Genomic DNA, 15,805 nt, shown 5'->3' on the forward strand with positions numbered 1-15,805 from the left:
GACATGGCAATGATCGAAGAACGGCCGCTGGCAGCCAAAGCCCCTCAGCATGCGGCGTTGACCGAGCGCGAGGTGCAGGAAAGCCGCCGTAAGGAGACGATTCTCTATCTCGACGGCGTTTCGGTCTCATTCGACGGTTTCAGGGCCATCAACAATCTCTCCTTCCTGCTTGGAAAGGGTGAAATGCGCGCCATTATCGGCCCGAACGGCGCCGGCAAGACCACCATGATGGACATCGTTACCGGCAAGACCCGGCCCGATGAGGGCGAGGTCTTCTTCAACGGCACGGTCGATCTGACGAAGCATGACGAGCCGGCCATCGCGACGATGGGAATCGGCCGGAAATTCCAGAAACCGACCGTATTCGAAGGCCATACGGTGGAGGACAATCTGGCGCTGGCCCTCGCCGGCTCGCGCTCGATCCTTGCCGCGATCTTCCATCGCCGCGACGCCGAAGAAGAAGCGCGCATCGCAGAAATCCTCGACACGATCCGCCTGACCCATTTGCGTGATGCATCCGCGGCCAACCTCTCCCACGGCCAGAAGCAATGGCTGGAGATCGGGATGCTGCTGGCTCAGGATCCCAAGGTGCTCCTCGTCGACGAACCCGTCGCCGGCATGACCGATGCGGAGACCGAGGAAACCGCGCGTCTTCTGCGCGACATCGCCAGGGACCACTCCGTCGTCGTGGTCGAGCACGATATGGGCTTCGTCCGCGATCTCGGCGTCAAGGTGACATGCCTGCACGAAGGCTCGGTCCTGTCCGAAGGCTCCATCGACAATGTTTCGAGCGACCCGAAGGTCGTCGAAGTCTATCTGGGGAGATGACCGTGCTGACCGTCGAAAATGCTCATCTCCATTATGGCGCGGCAGAGGCGCTGCGCGGCGTCTCGCTCGAGGCCGGACCCGGCAAGATCACCTGCGTGCTGGGCCGGAACGGCGTTGGCAAGACCTCGCTGATGCGGGCCATTGTCGGCCATCATCCGCTCTCGTCGGGCAGCGTCGCCTTCGAGGGCCGGACCTTCGGCAGAAAGCCGTCCTATGACCGCGCGCGCGCCGGCATCGGATTCGTCCCGCAGGGCCGCGAAATCTTTCCTCTGCTGACCGTCCGCGAAAATCTGGAGACCGGCTATTCCAGCCTGCCGCGCGCCGAACGCGCCGTCCCGGATTACGTCTTCGAACTCTTCCCGGTACTGAAGGATATGCTGAACCGGCGCGGCGGCGATCTGTCCGGCGGCCAGCAGCAGCAGCTCGCCATCGGCCGGGCGCTCGTCACCCGCCCGAAACTGCTGGCGCTCGACGAGCCGACCGAAGGCATCCAGCCCTCGATCATCAAGGATATCGGCCGGGCGCTCACCTTCCTGCGCGACGAGTTCGGCATGGCGATCCTGCTGGTCGAGCAATATCTGGATTTCTGCCGCGAACTGGCTGACAGCATCATGATCCTGGATCGCGGCGAGGTGGTCCATGAGGGCATCGCCGAAGATCTGGACCGGCCCGATATCCGTGCGCATCTGACGGTCTGAGCATGGCTGCCTCCTTGCGGAACGATAAGACGGTTTGGCTTGACGCTGTCCGCGTGCAGTGCTGCGATGCCGGCCTCATCCTGGAGGCCTCGTCCGTCGCATGACCGCCCTGCCCGCCGCCCGGCAATTCGACAGACCGCCACGACCCGCGCCATCGCGGATGCAGCGCAGCGCGGGACGCGGCCGCATCGCGGCAAAGCTCGGTCCGACAGGCGAAACACGTCTCGACCGGCTGTTTCAGGAGGGTTCGGCGCGCATCCGCCTGCCGAAAAGCCATTCGGACGGGCGGCTGGAAGCGGTTCTGCTCAACACTTCCGGCGGCATGACCGGTGGCGACACGCTGCACTGGCGGGCCGAGGCGGGTACGGGTACGCATCTCACGCTGGCGAGCCAGACCGCCGAACGGCTCTACCGCTCGCCGGAAGGCTCTGCGAGCGTCGATGTCCGGCTCCACGCGGCGGCGGGCGCGACATTGCAATGGCTGCCGCAGGAAACGATCATGTTCGATGGCGGCGCGCTTCGCCGCACCATCCTTGCCGACCTCTCGGAAGACGCCGAACTCCTCATCTGCGAGCCGCTTGCTTTCGGTCGCGCCGCGATGGGCGAAAGCGTTCAGGGCGGCGCGCTTCGCGACGACTGGCGCATCCGCCGCGAGGGTCGGATGATCCATGCCGAGGCCCTTCGGATCGACGACGCCATCGCCGACCGGCTGTCGAAGCCAGCCATCGCTGCTGGCCGCCGTGCCGTCGCAACGATTGTGCTGTTCGCGCCGCGCGCCGAGGCGCTGATTGACGAGGCGCGCACGATCATCGGAAACGCGGGCGGCGCGTCCTTCTTCGACGGCAAGCTGGTCTGCCGTCTGCTCGCCTCCGATACGCTGGTGCTACGCCGCCGACTCATCCCCCTTCTCATCGCACTGCGTGGCGGCCACGCCCTGCCGCGCTGCTGGCACTGCTGACCGAACGAGGCCCCAATGCTGCTCACCCCCCGCGAAAAGGACAAACTGCTGATCGCCATTGCCGCCCAGGTCGCCCGCCGGCGGCTGGAACGCGGCGTGAAGCTCAACCATCCCGAAGCGGTCGCGCTCATTACCGATTTCGTGGTCGAGGGCGCGCGCGACGGCCGCTCCGTCGCCGAGCTTATGGAAGCCGGCGCGACGGTGCTGACCCGCGATCAGGTGATGGAGGGCATCGCCGAGATGATCCACGACATCCAGGTCGAAGCGACTTTTCCCGACGGCACCAAGCTCGTCACCGTCCACGAACCGATCCGCTGAATAGACAAGGAAGAAAACAAAGATGCGTCGATTTTTTCGCCCACTCCCCCTCCTTTCGATGGTTCTGGCCTCCAGTTCCGCTTTCGCCCATGAAGCGCTGGCGCCGCACAGCCATCCGCATCCCGATAACGGCCTGCTGATTGGCGGCGCGGTCGTTCTGGCGGCGCTGGCTGGACTTTTTCTCTTCATCAAGGGACGCGGCCGATGATCCCCGGAGAAATCGTTACCGCCGATGACGAGATAACGCTGAACGAAGGCGCAGCGACGATCACGATCACCGTGGCCAATACTGGCGACCGCCCGGTTCAGGTCGGCAGCCATTATCATTTTGCCGAGACCAATCCGGGCCTTGCCTTCGACCGCGACCGGGCGCGCGGCATGCGGCTCGACATCGCCGCCGGCACGGCGGTCCGATTCGAGCCGGGCCAGGAGCGCAAAGTGACGCTCGTTCCGGTTTCGGGCAAGCGCCGTATCGTCGGCTTTCGCGGCGACACGATGGGAAAGGTCTGACTATGCGCCGTATCCTCCTGATAGCCTTGACACTGTCAGCGGCCCCGATGGTCGTCGTGGCGCAACCTGTCGAGCCGAACTGCGCCGATCCGCAGACCCAGGCTGAAATGACCGCTTGCGCCGGAATGGATTACGAGGCGGCCGATGCCGAACTGAACGCGCTCTGGCCCGATCTCATAGCCGAAGCGCAAAGCCGCGATGCCGATATGGGCGATTTCTTTACCGACCGCGGACTGTCGACCACCGAAGAAACGCTGCGCCGCGCCCAGCGGGCCTGGATCGCCTATCGCGACGCGGAATGCGAGTACTGCAGCTATGACGCGCTCGGCGGCACCATGCAGCCCATGATCGGCAGCCAGTGCCGCGCCGATCTGACCCGCGCGCGCATCAAGACTCTTCGCTCCGTTCTGGACAGGACCGAAGGCGATCTCGGCGCCCGCGAATGACGGTGGCCGCCAGCTGAAATATGCGTGCCGGGCGTTCGCCCCCGGCAGCAAAGAACATCGAGGAACAAGAATGCCAGCCACCCTCTCCCGCGCCGCCTATGCCGATATGTACGGTCCGACGACCGGCGACCGCGTACGCCTTGCCGATACCGAACTCTTCATCGAGGTGGAGAAGGATTTCACCACCTATGGCGAGGAGGTGAAGTTCGGCGGTGGCAAGGTCATCCGCGACGGCATGGGCCAGAGCCAGGCGAGCCGCGCCGATGGCGCGGTCGACACCGTCATCACCAATGCGCTGGTGGTCGACTGGACCGGTATCTACAAGGCCGATATCGGTCTGAAGGACGGTCGCATCGCCGCCATCGGCAAGGCCGGCAACCCGGACACGCAGCCCGGCGTTGATATCGTCATCGGGCCAGGCACGGAAGCGATCGCGGCGGAGGGTCGCATCCTGACGGCCGGCGGCATCGACAGCCATATCCACTTCATCTGTCCCCAGCAGATAGAGGAGGCGCTCATGAGCGGTGTCACCACCATGATCGGCGGCGGCACCGGCCCGGCGCATGGGACGCTCGCCACCACCTGCACGCCCGGACCCTGGCACATCGCCCGCATGATCGAGGCGGCCGACGCCTTTCCGATGAATCTTGCCTTCGCCGGCAAGGGCAACGCCTCCGAGCCGGCCGCGCTGGAAGAGATGGTGCTGGGCGGCGCGGCGGCGCTGAAACTGCACGAGGACTGGGGCACCACGCCGCAGGCGATCCGCACCTGCCTGTCGGTCTGCGACGATCACGACGTGCAGGCGATGATCCACACCGACACGCTGAACGAAAGCGGTTTCGTCGAAAGCACGATCGAGGCGATTGCCGGGCGGACGATCCACGCCTTCCACACCGAGGGCGCGGGAGGCGGCCATGCGCCCGACATCATCAAGGTCGCAGGCCTGCCCAACATTATTCCGAGTTCGACCAATCCGACCCGACCCTATACCGGCAACACAATCGCCGAGCATCTCGACATGCTGATGGTCTGCCATCATCTCGACGGCAACATTCCCGAAGACGTCGCCTTCGCCGAAAGCCGGATCAGAAAAGAGACCATCGCGGCGGAAGACATTCTCCACGATCTCGGCGCTTTCTCGATCATCGCGTCCGACAGCCAGGCCATGGGGCGGGTCGGCGAGGTCATCATCCGCACCTTCCAGACCGCCGACAAGATGAAGCGCCAGCGTGGCCGCCTTGCCGAAGAGGCAGGCGAGAACGACAATCTTCGGGTTCGCCGATACATCGCCAAATACACCATCAACCCCGCCATCACCCATGGCCTGAGCGAGGAGGTCGGCTCGGTGGAAGTCGGCAAGCGCGCCGATCTGGTGCTATGGCATCCGGCCTTTTTCGGCGTCAAGCCGGAGATGGTGCTGATCGGCGGTTCCATCGCCGCCGCGCCGATGGGCGACCCGAACGCCTCCATCCCGACGCCGCAGCCGGTGCATATGCGCCCCATGTTCGCCGCCTTCGGCAAGGCGCGAACCAATTCGTCGGTCACCTTCGTCAGCCAGGCCGCGCTCGATGGCGGTCTTGCCAAACGCCTCGGCACCGCGAAAAAGATGCTGGCCGTGAAGAACACGCGCGGTGGCATCGGCAAAGCGGCGATGAAGCTGAACGACGCCATGCCAGACATAACAGTCGATCCGGAGACCTATGAAGTCCGCGCCGATGGCGAACTTCTGACCTGCGAGCCGGCGACGGTCCTGCCCATGGCGCAACGGTATTTCCTATTCTGATACTGGACACCGGCCCGTTGGAGGCAGATATTGGCCAATAACAATTATTGATATGGAGCAAGCCATGGCCATGTCCGTCGATCTGGGTCGACCGCTCGAAGAGTTCGTCGAGAAGCTCGTGACTTCGGGACGCTATCGCTCCCGCTCGGAGGTTCTGCGTGAAGGCGTTCGGCTGGTCCAGGAACGCGAGGCGAAGCTGGCTCATTTTCGGGCGATGATCGAGGAGGGAGCCGAAGCAGCAGAGCGCGGTGAGCTACTCGAAACCGACGAGGTGTTTGACGAGTTTCTTACGGAGACGCCGGCTGAATGAAAGTCGCAATAACGGTTCCGGCGCGAGACGATCTGAGAGAAATCTTTCGATATCTCGAAACGAATACCGGAACGCATAAAGCGCGCCAGATCATCGCCGAACTTCGTGAACGCTGCATGGGTCTGCAACGGATGCCAGAAAGGTTCGCACTTCTGCCGGGTTTCGAAACGAACGGCTATCGCAGGAGAGTCTGGCGGGACTATCTTATCGTCTATCGGATCGCAGCAGGTCGGGTCGATGTTCTGCGCGTACTGCACGGTGCGTCCGATCTGTTGGCCGCTCTCGAACAGGATCGGACATCGTTTCAGTGACCCAACCGATTTGCACTTCCACAACGCCCAATGTGACGGCGCCTGCCGACACCATCACGCTCGATGAGACGGCGCGGCACAGGCGGCGGGCGAAGCTGACCTCGGATGGCGGTATCGCATTTCTGCTCGACCTGCCGAAGGCGCGGCTGCTACGCCACGGCGAGGGCCTGCTGCTCGACGATGGCTGCGTCATCGAAGTGCGCGCCGCGCCGGAAGCCTTGATGGAGGTGCGCGGCAGCGACCCGCGCCATCTTCTTGCCCTTGCCTGGCAAATCGGCAATCGGCACCTGCCCGCGCAGATCGGGGCGGACCGCATTCTGATCCGGCGCGACCATGTGATCGAGGAGATGCTTAAGGGTCTCGGCGCGACGGTCTCCCATGTCGAAGCGCCTTTCGATCCGGAAGGCGGCGCCTATGGCGACACCCATTCCGACCACCACGATCATGACGGTCACGGCCATATGCATCACCACCACCATCACGATTGAGCGCATGTTTTGACGGCGCAGCTCCTTACACTTCTGTCTTGGCTGTCTCCGGTTTTTCCGACCGGCGGCTTCGCCTATTCGGCGGGCCTCGAGACAGCGGCGGTCGAAGGTCGCACGACGACTGCCGAGATGCTGGAAAACCGCTTGGCGACACTCATCGAGTATGGCGCGGCATGGAACGACGCCGTTCTGCTGGCTGCGGCGCATCGGACGGCGGACGATGCGGTCGCAATCGACGACCTCGCCACCCTTGCCCGCGCACTATGCGGCTCGGCGGAGCGCCTCCGTGAAACGCTGGACCAGGGCCGGGCCTTTTGCGCCGCCGCCGAGCCCTGGTTCGCCGGGCGCCCCGATACATTGCCGCCGGAGGCGCCTCTGCCCGTTGCCATCGGTATGGCAGCGGCGCGCCATGGCCTGCCGGTCCAGGACACCGTGGGCGCATTCCTCCACGCCTTCGTGTCGGCCCAGCTACAGGCGGCTATCCGCCTTTCCATCCTCGGTCAGTCAGGCGCGGCCCGCCTCCTTGCCCGGCTGGAAAATGAAATTGGGGCGGTGGCGCGGCGGGCGAGCGTCAGCGACATCGCTGACCTCGGCACCTGCACTCTGGCCGCCGAAATCGATACCCTTCGTCACGAAACACTTCCCGGACGGCTTTTCCTTTCATGACCGAACACGCCCCCCTCGAACGGCAGACCAAAACCACGCGCTCACCCAACGGCCCCTTGCGGCTCGGCATTGGCGGGCCCGTCGGCTCCGGCAAGACCACGCTAACGGCGCGGCTCTGCGAAGCGCTGCGCGATGAGATAAGCATCGGCGTCGTAACGAATGATATTTATACCCGCGAGGATGCCGATGCGCTGGTGCGGATGCAGGCGCTCTCCTCCGACCGGATCGAGGGCGTCGAGACAGGCGGCTGCCCGCATACGGCGATCCGCGAGGACGCCTCGATCAATCTGCGCGCCATCGAGCGCCTCCGCGAACGGCAGGCCGATCTCGATCTCGTGCTGATCGAAAGCGGCGGCGACAATCTGGCGGCGACCTTCTCACCCGACCTCGCCGATCTGACGATTTACGTCATCAGCGTCTGCCAGGGCGACGACATTCCGCGAAAGGGCGGGCCGGCCATCACGCGCTCCGATCTGCTCATCGTCAACAAGGCCGATCTGGCGCCCCATGTCGGCGCCGACCTGGAGCGGATGAAGGCCGATGCGAAGGCCTCGCGTGGCGACCGTCCGACGGTCTTCACCGATCTGCGCCATGGCGAGGGAACAGGTGAAATCGTGACCTGGCTGAAAGAGAATGGCGGGCTGTAAGCCCGGAACTAGTCCGGACTGACGAGACCGGGCGCTGTCCGTACCGGCTGTCGACCGTACAGTCGGCGGTAGCTTTCCATGAACCGCTTGTCGATCCAGTCCTTGGCGAAAAGCGCGGACCGACCGTGCCAGTGATAGCCGCGCCAAAGACCGAGCCCGGTGCCGTCACCCAGATTGAGCGCGGCGAACCAGTGCTTCTGCGGCTCGTAGCTCTTCATGGCCCCGTTCTTTACCGACGCCAGCAGATTATGTGTAAGAATGGAGCCGGCACGCACGCCGAAGACCCCGACATTGGGCCGGGGATCATCGACCAGATGCGCGCAATCGCCGATGGCGAAGACCCGCTCGTCGTCAACCGACTGAAGGGTGGGCCCGACACACAGGCCGCCGGCCGGATTGAAACCGAGCCCGGGAAGCATCGCGGCGGAAGACGGTTTCAACCCCGTCGCCAGGATAACGTGGTCGAAAGGCAGGTCGGACCCATCCGAAAGAGCCAGAGCCGTCTTGCCGACGCTCTTACAAGCGACACCCGTACGTATCGCGATGCCTTGCCTGTCGAGAATGACGGAGAGCGTTTCTGAGGCTGCCATTGGCCCATCGGCCAGGATGCGTTCTTCCGGGGCAATCAGCGTCACATCTATCGCCGCGCCGTGACGCCGTGCGAGTGCCATGGCGTTCGCCGCCAGTTCGCAGCCGGAATGGCCGCCGCCGACAACGATGAGGCGGGGCGTCTGGCGCGCGCCGATCATTGCACACAGCGCGTCGCGCAGCGCCGTCAGTTGCGAGAGCGGTTTGGCGTGGAACACTGATGCGCCCTCGGCAACAGGGAATGGCGCAATGACGGTCGAGCCGAGATTGAGGGAAATGACGTCATAGGAAAGCGGGTCGCCATCTCGAAGATGAACATTACGGTCCGCAGGGTCGACGTGGTCGATGGTCGCCGCGATATGACGGACACCGCATACGGCAGCGAGAGCGCCGGAATCCAGCATCCCCTGCTCGGCCGAATATTGGCCGCCGAGAATGCCGGCAGCAAGGGACGAGTAGCGAAAGACGCCGTCGTCGATGAGAACGACTTCCGCCCCGGCCTCGACCAATTGCCGCGCATGCGCGACAACATGGAGGTGGCCATGGCCGAGACCGCCGAGGACAACGCGCATCAGCCGTCCGTTTTCTTCCGCTCGCACGGCCCGCAAAGACCGCGCACCTCACCGACAAGCTGAACCGCATGAAAGCCGATCGCTTCGGTCGTCGGAAGAATTGCGCTCTCGACGGTATCGGCCTTCAGTTCTTCCACCGATCCGCATGCGTCGCAGACCGCGAACAGAACGCCCTGCCCGCCGCAGTGGTTGTGATTGCAGCTGATAAAGGCGTTCAGCCGGTCGAGCCGGTGCACCACGCCTACGTTCACCAGCCGGTCGAGCGCACGGTAGATCTGGGGAGGAGCGCGCAGCCCATCGTCCCGCAGCCGGTCGAGAAGATTGTAGGCGGTCAGCGGCTTGTCTTCCGAACGCAGCGTCTCCAGAACGAGCCGCTGATTACGGGTCAGTGTCTCTTCCGGCGGATGGTGATCGCAGCATACCGTCATGAATTGGGCCTCCGTCCTCCATATGGGATGATCCTGGCCAGAAGGAACAGGGCGCACGCGCCGACGACGATGGATGGCCCCGCCGGCGTATCGAACACGAAGGAGCCGTAGAGACCCAGGCAGATCGCTCCGCCCCCCGCCACGATTGCGAGAACGGCCATGGTTTCTGGCCCGCCGGCGAAGCGGCGCGCGGTGATGGCCGGAATGATCAGCATGGCGGTGATGAGTAGAACGCCGACGACCTTGATCGCAACGGCGACGGTCAGCGCCAGAAGCAGAAGGAAGATCATCTCGGCGCGTTGCGGACGGGCATCCTCTGCCGCTGCGATTTCCGGTGAAACCGTCGCTGCCAGAAGATCGTTCCAGATCGAGCCCAGCGTCAGAAGAATGATGATCGCCCCGCCTCCCATAATGAAGAGGTCCGACCGGCTGATCGCGAAGATATCGCCGAACAGCAGGCCATTCAGATCGATGCGCTGACCAGCTAGCGCGATGGCGACAAGGCCCAGGGCCAGGCTGCCATGCGCCAGAAGACCGAGAATTGCGTCGCTCGCCAGATCGCCATGCTTGCGCAGTGCAAAGAGGATCAGCGCAACCGCTACGCAAACCAGCAGAATGGCAAGCGGAAGCGAGATCGACAAAAGCGTACCGACAGCGATACCCAACAGGGCGGCGTGTGAAAGCGTGTCGCCGAAATAGGCCAGCCGCCGCCAGACGACCACACAGCCGAGCGGCGCCGCCAGGACCGCGACCAGCAAACCGCCAATAAGCGCTCGGACCAGAAAATCGTCCAGCATCACCGCACCTTGCCAGCTTGTTGATCATCCGCGTGATGGTGAGCACAATCATGATCGTGATGATGATGGCTGCATTCATGCGTATCGCATGTCTGGGTAACGGTCCCATCGCTATGCAGAACCCGACCGTCGGGCAGATGGCGGTGATCGTGTTGGTGACGATACACCGCAAGGCCGGACGGAGCCTCGCCGCCGAACAGTGTGCGATAGGCCGGCATTTCACTCACGGCTTCCGGCGTACCCTCGCAACAGACATGGCCGTTGAGGCACAGGACACGATCGGTCTGCGCCATGACGAGGTGAAGATCGTGACTGATGAGAAGCACCCCGCAACCGAGGCGCTGGCGTGCAGCGGCGATGAGATCGTAAATGGCGATCGCACCCGCCATATCGACCCCCTGGGCCGGCTCGTCGAGGACAAGCAATTGCGGCTTGAGAGACAAGGCGCGGGCGATCAGGACGCGTTGCATTTCACCGCCAGAAAGCGCGCGCATCGGTGCTTCAGTCAGGTGGGCCACACCCGTTTCGTCAAGCGCCGCAACCATGTCGGAATGGGAAAGCGCACGGGTCAACCGCATGAAGCGCGCCACTTTGAGCGGCAGGTTGGAATCGATGGCAAGACGCTGCGGCACGTAACCGACACGAAGGTCGCGGGCGCGCGCCACCTGCCCTTCGCTAGGACGTTCCAGGCCTAATAGCAGTTTGACGGTTGTCGACTTACCCGAGCCGTTCGGCCCGACCAGCGTCACGATCTCGCCGGGTGCGATGGCAAGGTCGATACCACGCACCAGCCAGCGCCCGTTCGCGTAAAGGCCGGCACGGCGCATTCGGGCCAGCGCCCGCGGTTCGCGCCCGACAGCGGAGCGGCGCGGCGAATGTTGCGGCAGATCGAGCATGGTAAAAATCGTGTCCTTATGGGCTCGACAAGGGTTATGTTACATTATAACAGATTTCAAGACCCCGTTTCGAAGGTTCCCGTGTCCCTCTTATACAAGCGAGCTCTCATGTCGTCCCATAGTTTCCTGTCGTCCATATCCGTTGCCGCCCTCGTAGCTGCCCTCGGCCTGTCATCACAATCGGCGATAGCCGAAGAAGGACCGAAGGTGATCGTTTCCTTCACGCCGATCCATTCTCTTGCCGCCTCGATCATGGATGGCGTGGGAGAACCGGAATTGTTGGTGCCGCCAAGCGCTTCGCCTCACGGGTTTGCACTCAAACCGAGCCAGGCCGGCTCCATGCAGGAAGCCGACCTTATCATCCGTATCGGCCCGGAACTGGAGAGCTTTCTCGACAAGCCGATTGCAACCCTCGGTGACGACGCCAGAATACTGGATCTAATGGAGGCGGAAGGTGTCGAACATCTTCCGACACGAAAAGCCGGCCTGTTCGACGATGCCGAGGATCACGACCATGATCACAAGGATCAGGACGGCCACGACGATCATGAAGATCATGATGACAAAGAAGCAGGCCATGAAGACGGTCACGATCACGCTCGCGAGGATGGTCACGAACACGCTCATGATGATGGCGATGCTCATGACGCCGGCGAAGCGTCCGGCCACCACGACCACGACCATGGTCCCGAAGACCCGCATATTTGGCTCGACCCCGACAATGCCAAAGCGATAGTGAACGCGATCGCCGGTGATCTGGCTGCAGTCGATCCCGATCACGCCGACCGCTACCGCGAAAATGCTGAGGCGACCATTCGCTCCATCGACGATATGGAAGCCCGGATCGAAGAATCGCTCGGACCGGTCAAGGAGAAGTCCTTCGTGACCTTTCACGACGCTTTTCAATATTTCGAACACGCGTTCGGTCTGAACGGTCTCGGTTCGCTGACGATTTCGCCGGAAATCGCGCCAGGCGCCAAGCGCCTCAAGGAACTTGCCGACGAGATGACGAGCCATAAGGTCGCCTGCATTCTGGTCGAACCGCAATTCTCGCCGAAGCTTTCGCAGACCCTTGCAGAACAGACCGGCGCGCAGATCGCCGAACTCGACCCAGCCGGCGCCATCGTCGAACCGGGCGCCGGAGCGTATGAAGCGCTTATGGTCGCAAACGCGCAATCGCTGGCCGATTGCCTTTCCGGCAAACCGGCCGACAAAAACTGAGGACATCCCGCGGCGCGCGGCAGAGTTGTGCAACGCGCCGCAATGCCGGATTTTGGCCGTGATCGGTGCATAATGGCGAATTGATGTGAGGGACCGCTTCGATTCGACAGAGACCGGAACTCGGCTCCGGCAAGTGAGGGAAGATGAAGAAATTTGTGATCGCGTCGACACTCGGCGCTTTCGTGCTGGTGGGCTGCACGACCGATCCGTTTACCGGTGAGCAGCGTATTTCCAACACGGCGGGCGGCGCCGGCATCGGCGCAGCTGGCGGCGCGCTGATCGGCGCAATCGCCTCCGCTGGCGATTCCGGGAGCGACCGCCGCAAGGCCATCCTGCTCGGCGCGGGCCTTGGCACACTGGCGGGCGGGGGCGTCGGCCTTTACATGGACCGCCAGGAAGACAAGCTGCGCGCGCAGCTTCGTGGGACCGGCGTCTCCGTGACGCGAAACGGCGACGAGATCATTCTCAACATGCCGTCCAATATCACCTTCGCCGTCGATCAGTCCGATATTCAGCCGAGCTTCTATTCGACGCTGAACTCCGTCGCGCTGGTGCTGCGGGAGTTCAATCGCACGCTGGTCGACGTTTACGGTCACACCGATTCGACGGGCGGCGATTCCTACAATCTGGACCTGTCCAACCGTCGGGCGGATTCGGTCACGCGTTATCTGACGGCGCAGGGACTGGATTCGCGGCGCTTCTATTCGGTCGGCTTCGGCGAAAGCCAGCCGATCGCCAGCAACGCCACAGAAAGCGGCCGCGCTCAGAATCGCCGCGTGGAGATCAAACTGGTGCCGCTGCAACAGGGCTGACCGTACCACCCGATCATCGATAGGAAACGGGGCGATGTTTTCACATCGCCCCGTTTTTATTGATCGATCGTCAGTTCCGATTACTGTGCTTCGAAGCTCTGCTGAACGGTGCCTTCGCGCGCCAGCGGTTCGCCGTCATCATCGTACGGCTCCATATTGGTCAGCTCTTCGGCGGTGGCGTTCTTGGCGTAGACATCGTCGCCCTGAAGGCTGAGGTTCTCGAACGGCATGGCGATCGTCCGTTCGCCTATTCCGAGAAAACCGCCGACACCCATGACGGCGTAAAGACGCTCGCCCCGACGAACGACATCCTCGACATTGCCGATTTCTTCGCCCTCCGAGCCGAAAACTTCAGCGCCGATCAAATCGGAGACGGCCATTGCGTAGAACGGGCTCTGACTGACGGTCTCCGAATAGGCCGCCTGGTCGCTATCGGCATTGGCATTGGCGTCAGCCGCCATCGCCGGTTGCTGTTCGGTATCGCCCGCTTCAGCATCCTCGACACGCACCGCAGCCTCTTTCTGGTTGACCTGGACGTCCGCGGCCTCGCTTTCCTTGACCTGAACCTCTGCTTCGGCCTGGCTTACGTTCACTTCGGCTTCACCAGCCTGCTCGACTTCGACCTCCGGATCGGCCTGTTCAATGGTGACATCGGCGTTCCCGTCCGCGGAGGTTACATTGACCTGCGCTTCCGCCTCCTCGACCTCAACCTGCGCTTCTTCCGCGCGCTCAAAGACGATTTTCGGCTCCGGACGGACAAACCGAATCTGCGGCTCCGGCTGCTCGACCCGGACCTCGGGCTGGCTGACATCGACGTTGACATCGGGCTCGGGCATCCTGACCGTAACGATCGGCTGCGGTATGTTCACGATGACTTCCGGCTGCGCCTGTTCCACCGTGATGATCGGCGCCTGCTGTTTGACGTTTACCGTTGGCTTGGCTTGACGCACTGTAACCTGGGGCTGGGGCTGCTCGACTGTCACTTCGGGCGCAGCCTGGTCGACAGAAACCTGCGGATCGTCCTGCGTCACCGTTACATCGGGTGATGCCTGATCCACAATCACCTTGCCATCGCCGGTCTCGACGACCGCACGGCTGGCCTCCGCATCGTTCGGTGCGGCTTCGCTCGTGGTCGGCGCCTCGGTTTCATTGTTCGGGTCGGCTGGTGCGTCCTGCGCGACAACGGCCGGCACCACGAGGACAGTGGCGAGCGCGGTCGAAAGTGCATAGCGCGCAAAAATGTTCATGTAATTACCTCTCAACAGAATGATAGCGACAGGTTCCCAACGGAAGGCGGAGGCGATGGTTCAGGCTCGCGCACCAAATTTAAGTTAAGTCTAAAATATGGACTGGAGACCTTGTCTTACTCGAGCGGGCCCATTTGTTCCGCCGATACGACCGCTCGGATAACCGGCAGGGCCTTGTGCAGCCTGTTATTCTTACCTAAGCAACGCCGACTGTCCGAAAGGTGAGCGACGGGATGACGACAGAGCTTGCAATAATCCGCCCCGACGACTGGCACCTCCATTTGCGCGACGGCGAGATGCTGAAAGGCGTTGCGCCGGAGAGCGCCCGGCACTTCGGCCGCGCGATCGTCATGCCCAATCTGGTGCCGCCGGTCGTGACGAAGGCCGATGCCGTTGCGTACCGCGAGCGGATCTTGGCTGCTCTTCCGGCAGGGTCCCGCTTCCAACCAATGATGACGCTCTATCTGACGGAAGAGACCGACGCCGCAGACGTGGCCGCGGCGTTCGAGGAGAAGGTCGCCCTTGCCGTCAAGCTCTATCCCGCCGGCGCGACGACCAACTCGCAATCGGGCGTCCGCGATCTTGACAAGGTGATGGGCGTTCTGGAGCGTATGGCCGAGATCGGCATGACGCTCTGCGTCCATGGCGAGGTCACGGACCCTGAGGTCGACATTTTCGACCGCGAGGCGGTCTTCATCGAGGAGGTGCTCGATCCGCTGCGCCAGCGCCTGCCGGAGCTTCGGGTCACGATGGAGCATATCACCACCAAGAACGGCGTCGATTATGTCACCGGTGCCGACGACAACATCGCCGCATCGATCACCACCCATCATCTGATGATCAACCGCAATGCCATTCTCGCTGGTGGCATCCGCCCGCATTATTACTGCCTGCCGGTCGCCAAGCGCGAACGCCATCGGCTGGCACTGCGGCAGGCTGCGATTTCGGGCGATCCGCGCTTCTTCCTCGGCACCGACAGCGCGCCACACCCGACCGACGCCAAGGAGAGCGCATGCGGCTGTGCCGGTATCTTCACCGCGCCGAACACGATGAGCTGCCTGGCCCATGTCTTCGAGGAGGAAGGCGCGCTCGGCCAGCTGGAAGGGTTCGCCTCCCGCCATGGCGCAGACTGGTACGGCCTTCCGGTCAATGAGGAGACCATCACCCTGACGAAACGCGATGAACCTGTCGCCTATCCGCCGGCGGTCGAAACCGGCGCGGGACCGGTCACCGTGTTCGATCCGATGGTGGAACTGTATTGGGCAGTGGAAGACTGAGCCG

General features: G+C 63.1%; 21 protein-coding genes. 16 read left to right on the forward strand and 5 right to left on the reverse strand.

The window, feature by feature from the left end; all coding sequences use genetic code 11:
* The first annotated feature begins 3 nt into the window (after positions 1-3).
* From urtD to ureG, 13 genes are all read left to right on the forward strand, one after another.
* A complete protein-coding gene (gene urtD, locus B7H23_RS11290) occupies positions 4-828 on the forward strand; it encodes an urea ABC transporter ATP-binding protein UrtD (protein WP_173861911.1) in 825 nt (274 codons plus the stop codon).
* Between the two features lie 2 nt (positions 829-830).
* Positions 831-1,526: an urea ABC transporter ATP-binding subunit UrtE gene (gene urtE / locus B7H23_RS11295; protein WP_094077755.1), complete on the forward strand. Its 696-nt coding sequence runs from the start codon at positions 831-833 to the stop codon at positions 1,524-1,526.
* Positions 1,527-1,626: 100 nt separating this feature from the next.
* A complete protein-coding gene (locus B7H23_RS11300) occupies positions 1,627-2,484 on the forward strand; it encodes an urease accessory protein UreD (RefSeq protein ID WP_240535074.1) in 858 nt (285 codons plus the stop codon).
* Positions 2,485-2,499: 15 nt separating this feature from the next.
* Positions 2,500-2,802 (forward strand): urease subunit gamma, encoded by a 303-nt coding sequence (locus B7H23_RS11305; RefSeq protein WP_094077494.1) that lies wholly within the window; start codon positions 2,500-2,502, stop codon positions 2,800-2,802.
* A 22-nt stretch (positions 2,803-2,824) separates the two neighbouring features.
* Positions 2,825-3,010, forward strand: coding sequence for a hypothetical protein (locus tag B7H23_RS15935; RefSeq protein ID WP_143534765.1), 186 nt, complete (start codon positions 2,825-2,827; stop codon positions 3,008-3,010).
* Positions 3,007-3,312, forward strand: coding sequence for an urease subunit beta (locus B7H23_RS11310; RefSeq protein ID WP_094077495.1), 306 nt, complete (start codon positions 3,007-3,009; stop codon positions 3,310-3,312). The genes B7H23_RS15935 and B7H23_RS11310 overlap by 4 nt, the downstream gene beginning before the upstream one ends.
* 2 nt (positions 3,313-3,314) lie before the next feature.
* Complete coding sequence (locus tag B7H23_RS11315) at positions 3,315-3,758, forward strand: lysozyme inhibitor LprI family protein (RefSeq protein WP_094077496.1); 444 nt, start codon at positions 3,315-3,317, stop codon at positions 3,756-3,758.
* A 70-nt stretch (positions 3,759-3,828) separates the two neighbouring features.
* Entirely contained in the window at positions 3,829-5,541 is a 1,713-nt protein-coding gene (gene ureC, locus B7H23_RS11320) for an urease subunit alpha (protein WP_094077497.1), read from the forward strand.
* Between the two features lie 64 nt (positions 5,542-5,605).
* Positions 5,606-5,851, forward strand: a complete 246-nt coding sequence (locus tag B7H23_RS11325; RefSeq protein ID WP_094077756.1) for a type II toxin-antitoxin system ParD family antitoxin — start codon at positions 5,606-5,608, stop codon at positions 5,849-5,851.
* Complete coding sequence (locus B7H23_RS11330) at positions 5,848-6,162, forward strand: type II toxin-antitoxin system RelE/ParE family toxin (RefSeq protein WP_094077498.1); 315 nt, start codon at positions 5,848-5,850, stop codon at positions 6,160-6,162. Before B7H23_RS11325 ends, B7H23_RS11330 begins: the two co-directional genes overlap by 4 nt.
* The gene (locus tag B7H23_RS11335) at positions 6,159-6,650 is read left to right on the forward strand and encodes an urease accessory protein UreE (protein ID WP_240535075.1); all 492 of its coding nucleotides are present in this window, start codon (positions 6,159-6,161) and stop codon (positions 6,648-6,650) included. Before B7H23_RS11330 ends, B7H23_RS11335 begins: the two co-directional genes overlap by 4 nt.
* 9 nt (positions 6,651-6,659) lie before the next feature.
* Positions 6,660-7,316: an urease accessory protein UreF gene (locus tag B7H23_RS11340; protein WP_094077499.1), complete on the forward strand. Its 657-nt coding sequence runs from the start codon at positions 6,660-6,662 to the stop codon at positions 7,314-7,316.
* Positions 7,313-7,963 (forward strand): urease accessory protein UreG, encoded by a 651-nt coding sequence (gene ureG, locus B7H23_RS11345; protein WP_094077500.1) that lies wholly within the window; start codon positions 7,313-7,315, stop codon positions 7,961-7,963. Before B7H23_RS11340 ends, ureG begins: the two co-directional genes overlap by 4 nt.
* Before the next feature lie 8 nt (positions 7,964-7,971).
* On the opposite strand, the gene B7H23_RS11350 is transcribed toward ureG, so the two are convergent.
* Genes B7H23_RS11350 through znuC form a run of 4 tightly spaced genes read right to left on the reverse strand, consistent with a single transcriptional unit; the run spans position 7,972 to position 11,244 of the window.
* Complete coding sequence (locus B7H23_RS11350; protein WP_094077501.1) at positions 7,972-9,123, reverse strand: FAD-dependent oxidoreductase; 1,152 nt, start codon at positions 9,121-9,123, stop codon at positions 7,972-7,974.
* Positions 9,123-9,551, reverse strand: coding sequence for a Fur family transcriptional regulator (locus B7H23_RS11355; protein ID WP_094077502.1), 429 nt, complete (start codon positions 9,549-9,551; stop codon positions 9,123-9,125). Before B7H23_RS11355 ends, B7H23_RS11350 begins: the two co-directional genes overlap by 1 nt.
* Entirely contained in the window at positions 9,548-10,348 is an 801-nt protein-coding gene (locus tag B7H23_RS11360; protein ID WP_094077503.1) for a metal ABC transporter permease, read from the reverse strand. The genes B7H23_RS11355 and B7H23_RS11360 overlap by 4 nt, the downstream gene beginning before the upstream one ends.
* Entirely contained in the window at positions 10,348-11,244 is an 897-nt protein-coding gene (gene znuC / locus B7H23_RS11365; protein WP_420814480.1) for a zinc ABC transporter ATP-binding protein ZnuC, read from the reverse strand. Before znuC ends, B7H23_RS11360 begins: the two co-directional genes overlap by 1 nt.
* A 108-nt stretch (positions 11,245-11,352) precedes the next feature.
* Between znuC and B7H23_RS11370 the strand changes: the two genes are divergently transcribed.
* Entirely contained in the window at positions 11,353-12,465 is a 1,113-nt protein-coding gene (locus B7H23_RS11370; RefSeq protein ID WP_158215822.1) for a zinc ABC transporter substrate-binding protein, read from the forward strand.
* 143 nt (positions 12,466-12,608) lie between these two features.
* Complete coding sequence (locus B7H23_RS11375) at positions 12,609-13,277, forward strand: YiaD family glycine zipper/OmpA-like lipoprotein (RefSeq protein WP_094077506.1); 669 nt, start codon at positions 12,609-12,611, stop codon at positions 13,275-13,277.
* Between the two features lie 80 nt (positions 13,278-13,357).
* Here the strand turns inward: B7H23_RS11375 and B7H23_RS11380 are convergent, their stop codons facing one another.
* Positions 13,358-14,524, reverse strand: coding sequence for a PRC-barrel domain-containing protein (locus B7H23_RS11380; RefSeq protein WP_094077507.1), 1,167 nt, complete (start codon positions 14,522-14,524; stop codon positions 13,358-13,360).
* A gap of 233 nt (positions 14,525-14,757) precedes the next feature.
* Between B7H23_RS11380 and pyrC the strand changes: the two genes are divergently transcribed.
* Positions 14,758-15,801: a dihydroorotase gene (pyrC, locus tag B7H23_RS11385; RefSeq protein ID WP_094077508.1), complete on the forward strand. Its 1,044-nt coding sequence runs from the start codon at positions 14,758-14,760 to the stop codon at positions 15,799-15,801.
* The last annotated feature ends 4 nt before the right edge of the window (positions 15,802-15,805 follow it).

The organism is Notoacmeibacter marinus (assembly GCF_002238045.1).
Taxonomy (GTDB): Bacteria; Pseudomonadota; Alphaproteobacteria; order Rhizobiales; family Rhizobiaceae; genus Notoacmeibacter; species Notoacmeibacter marinus.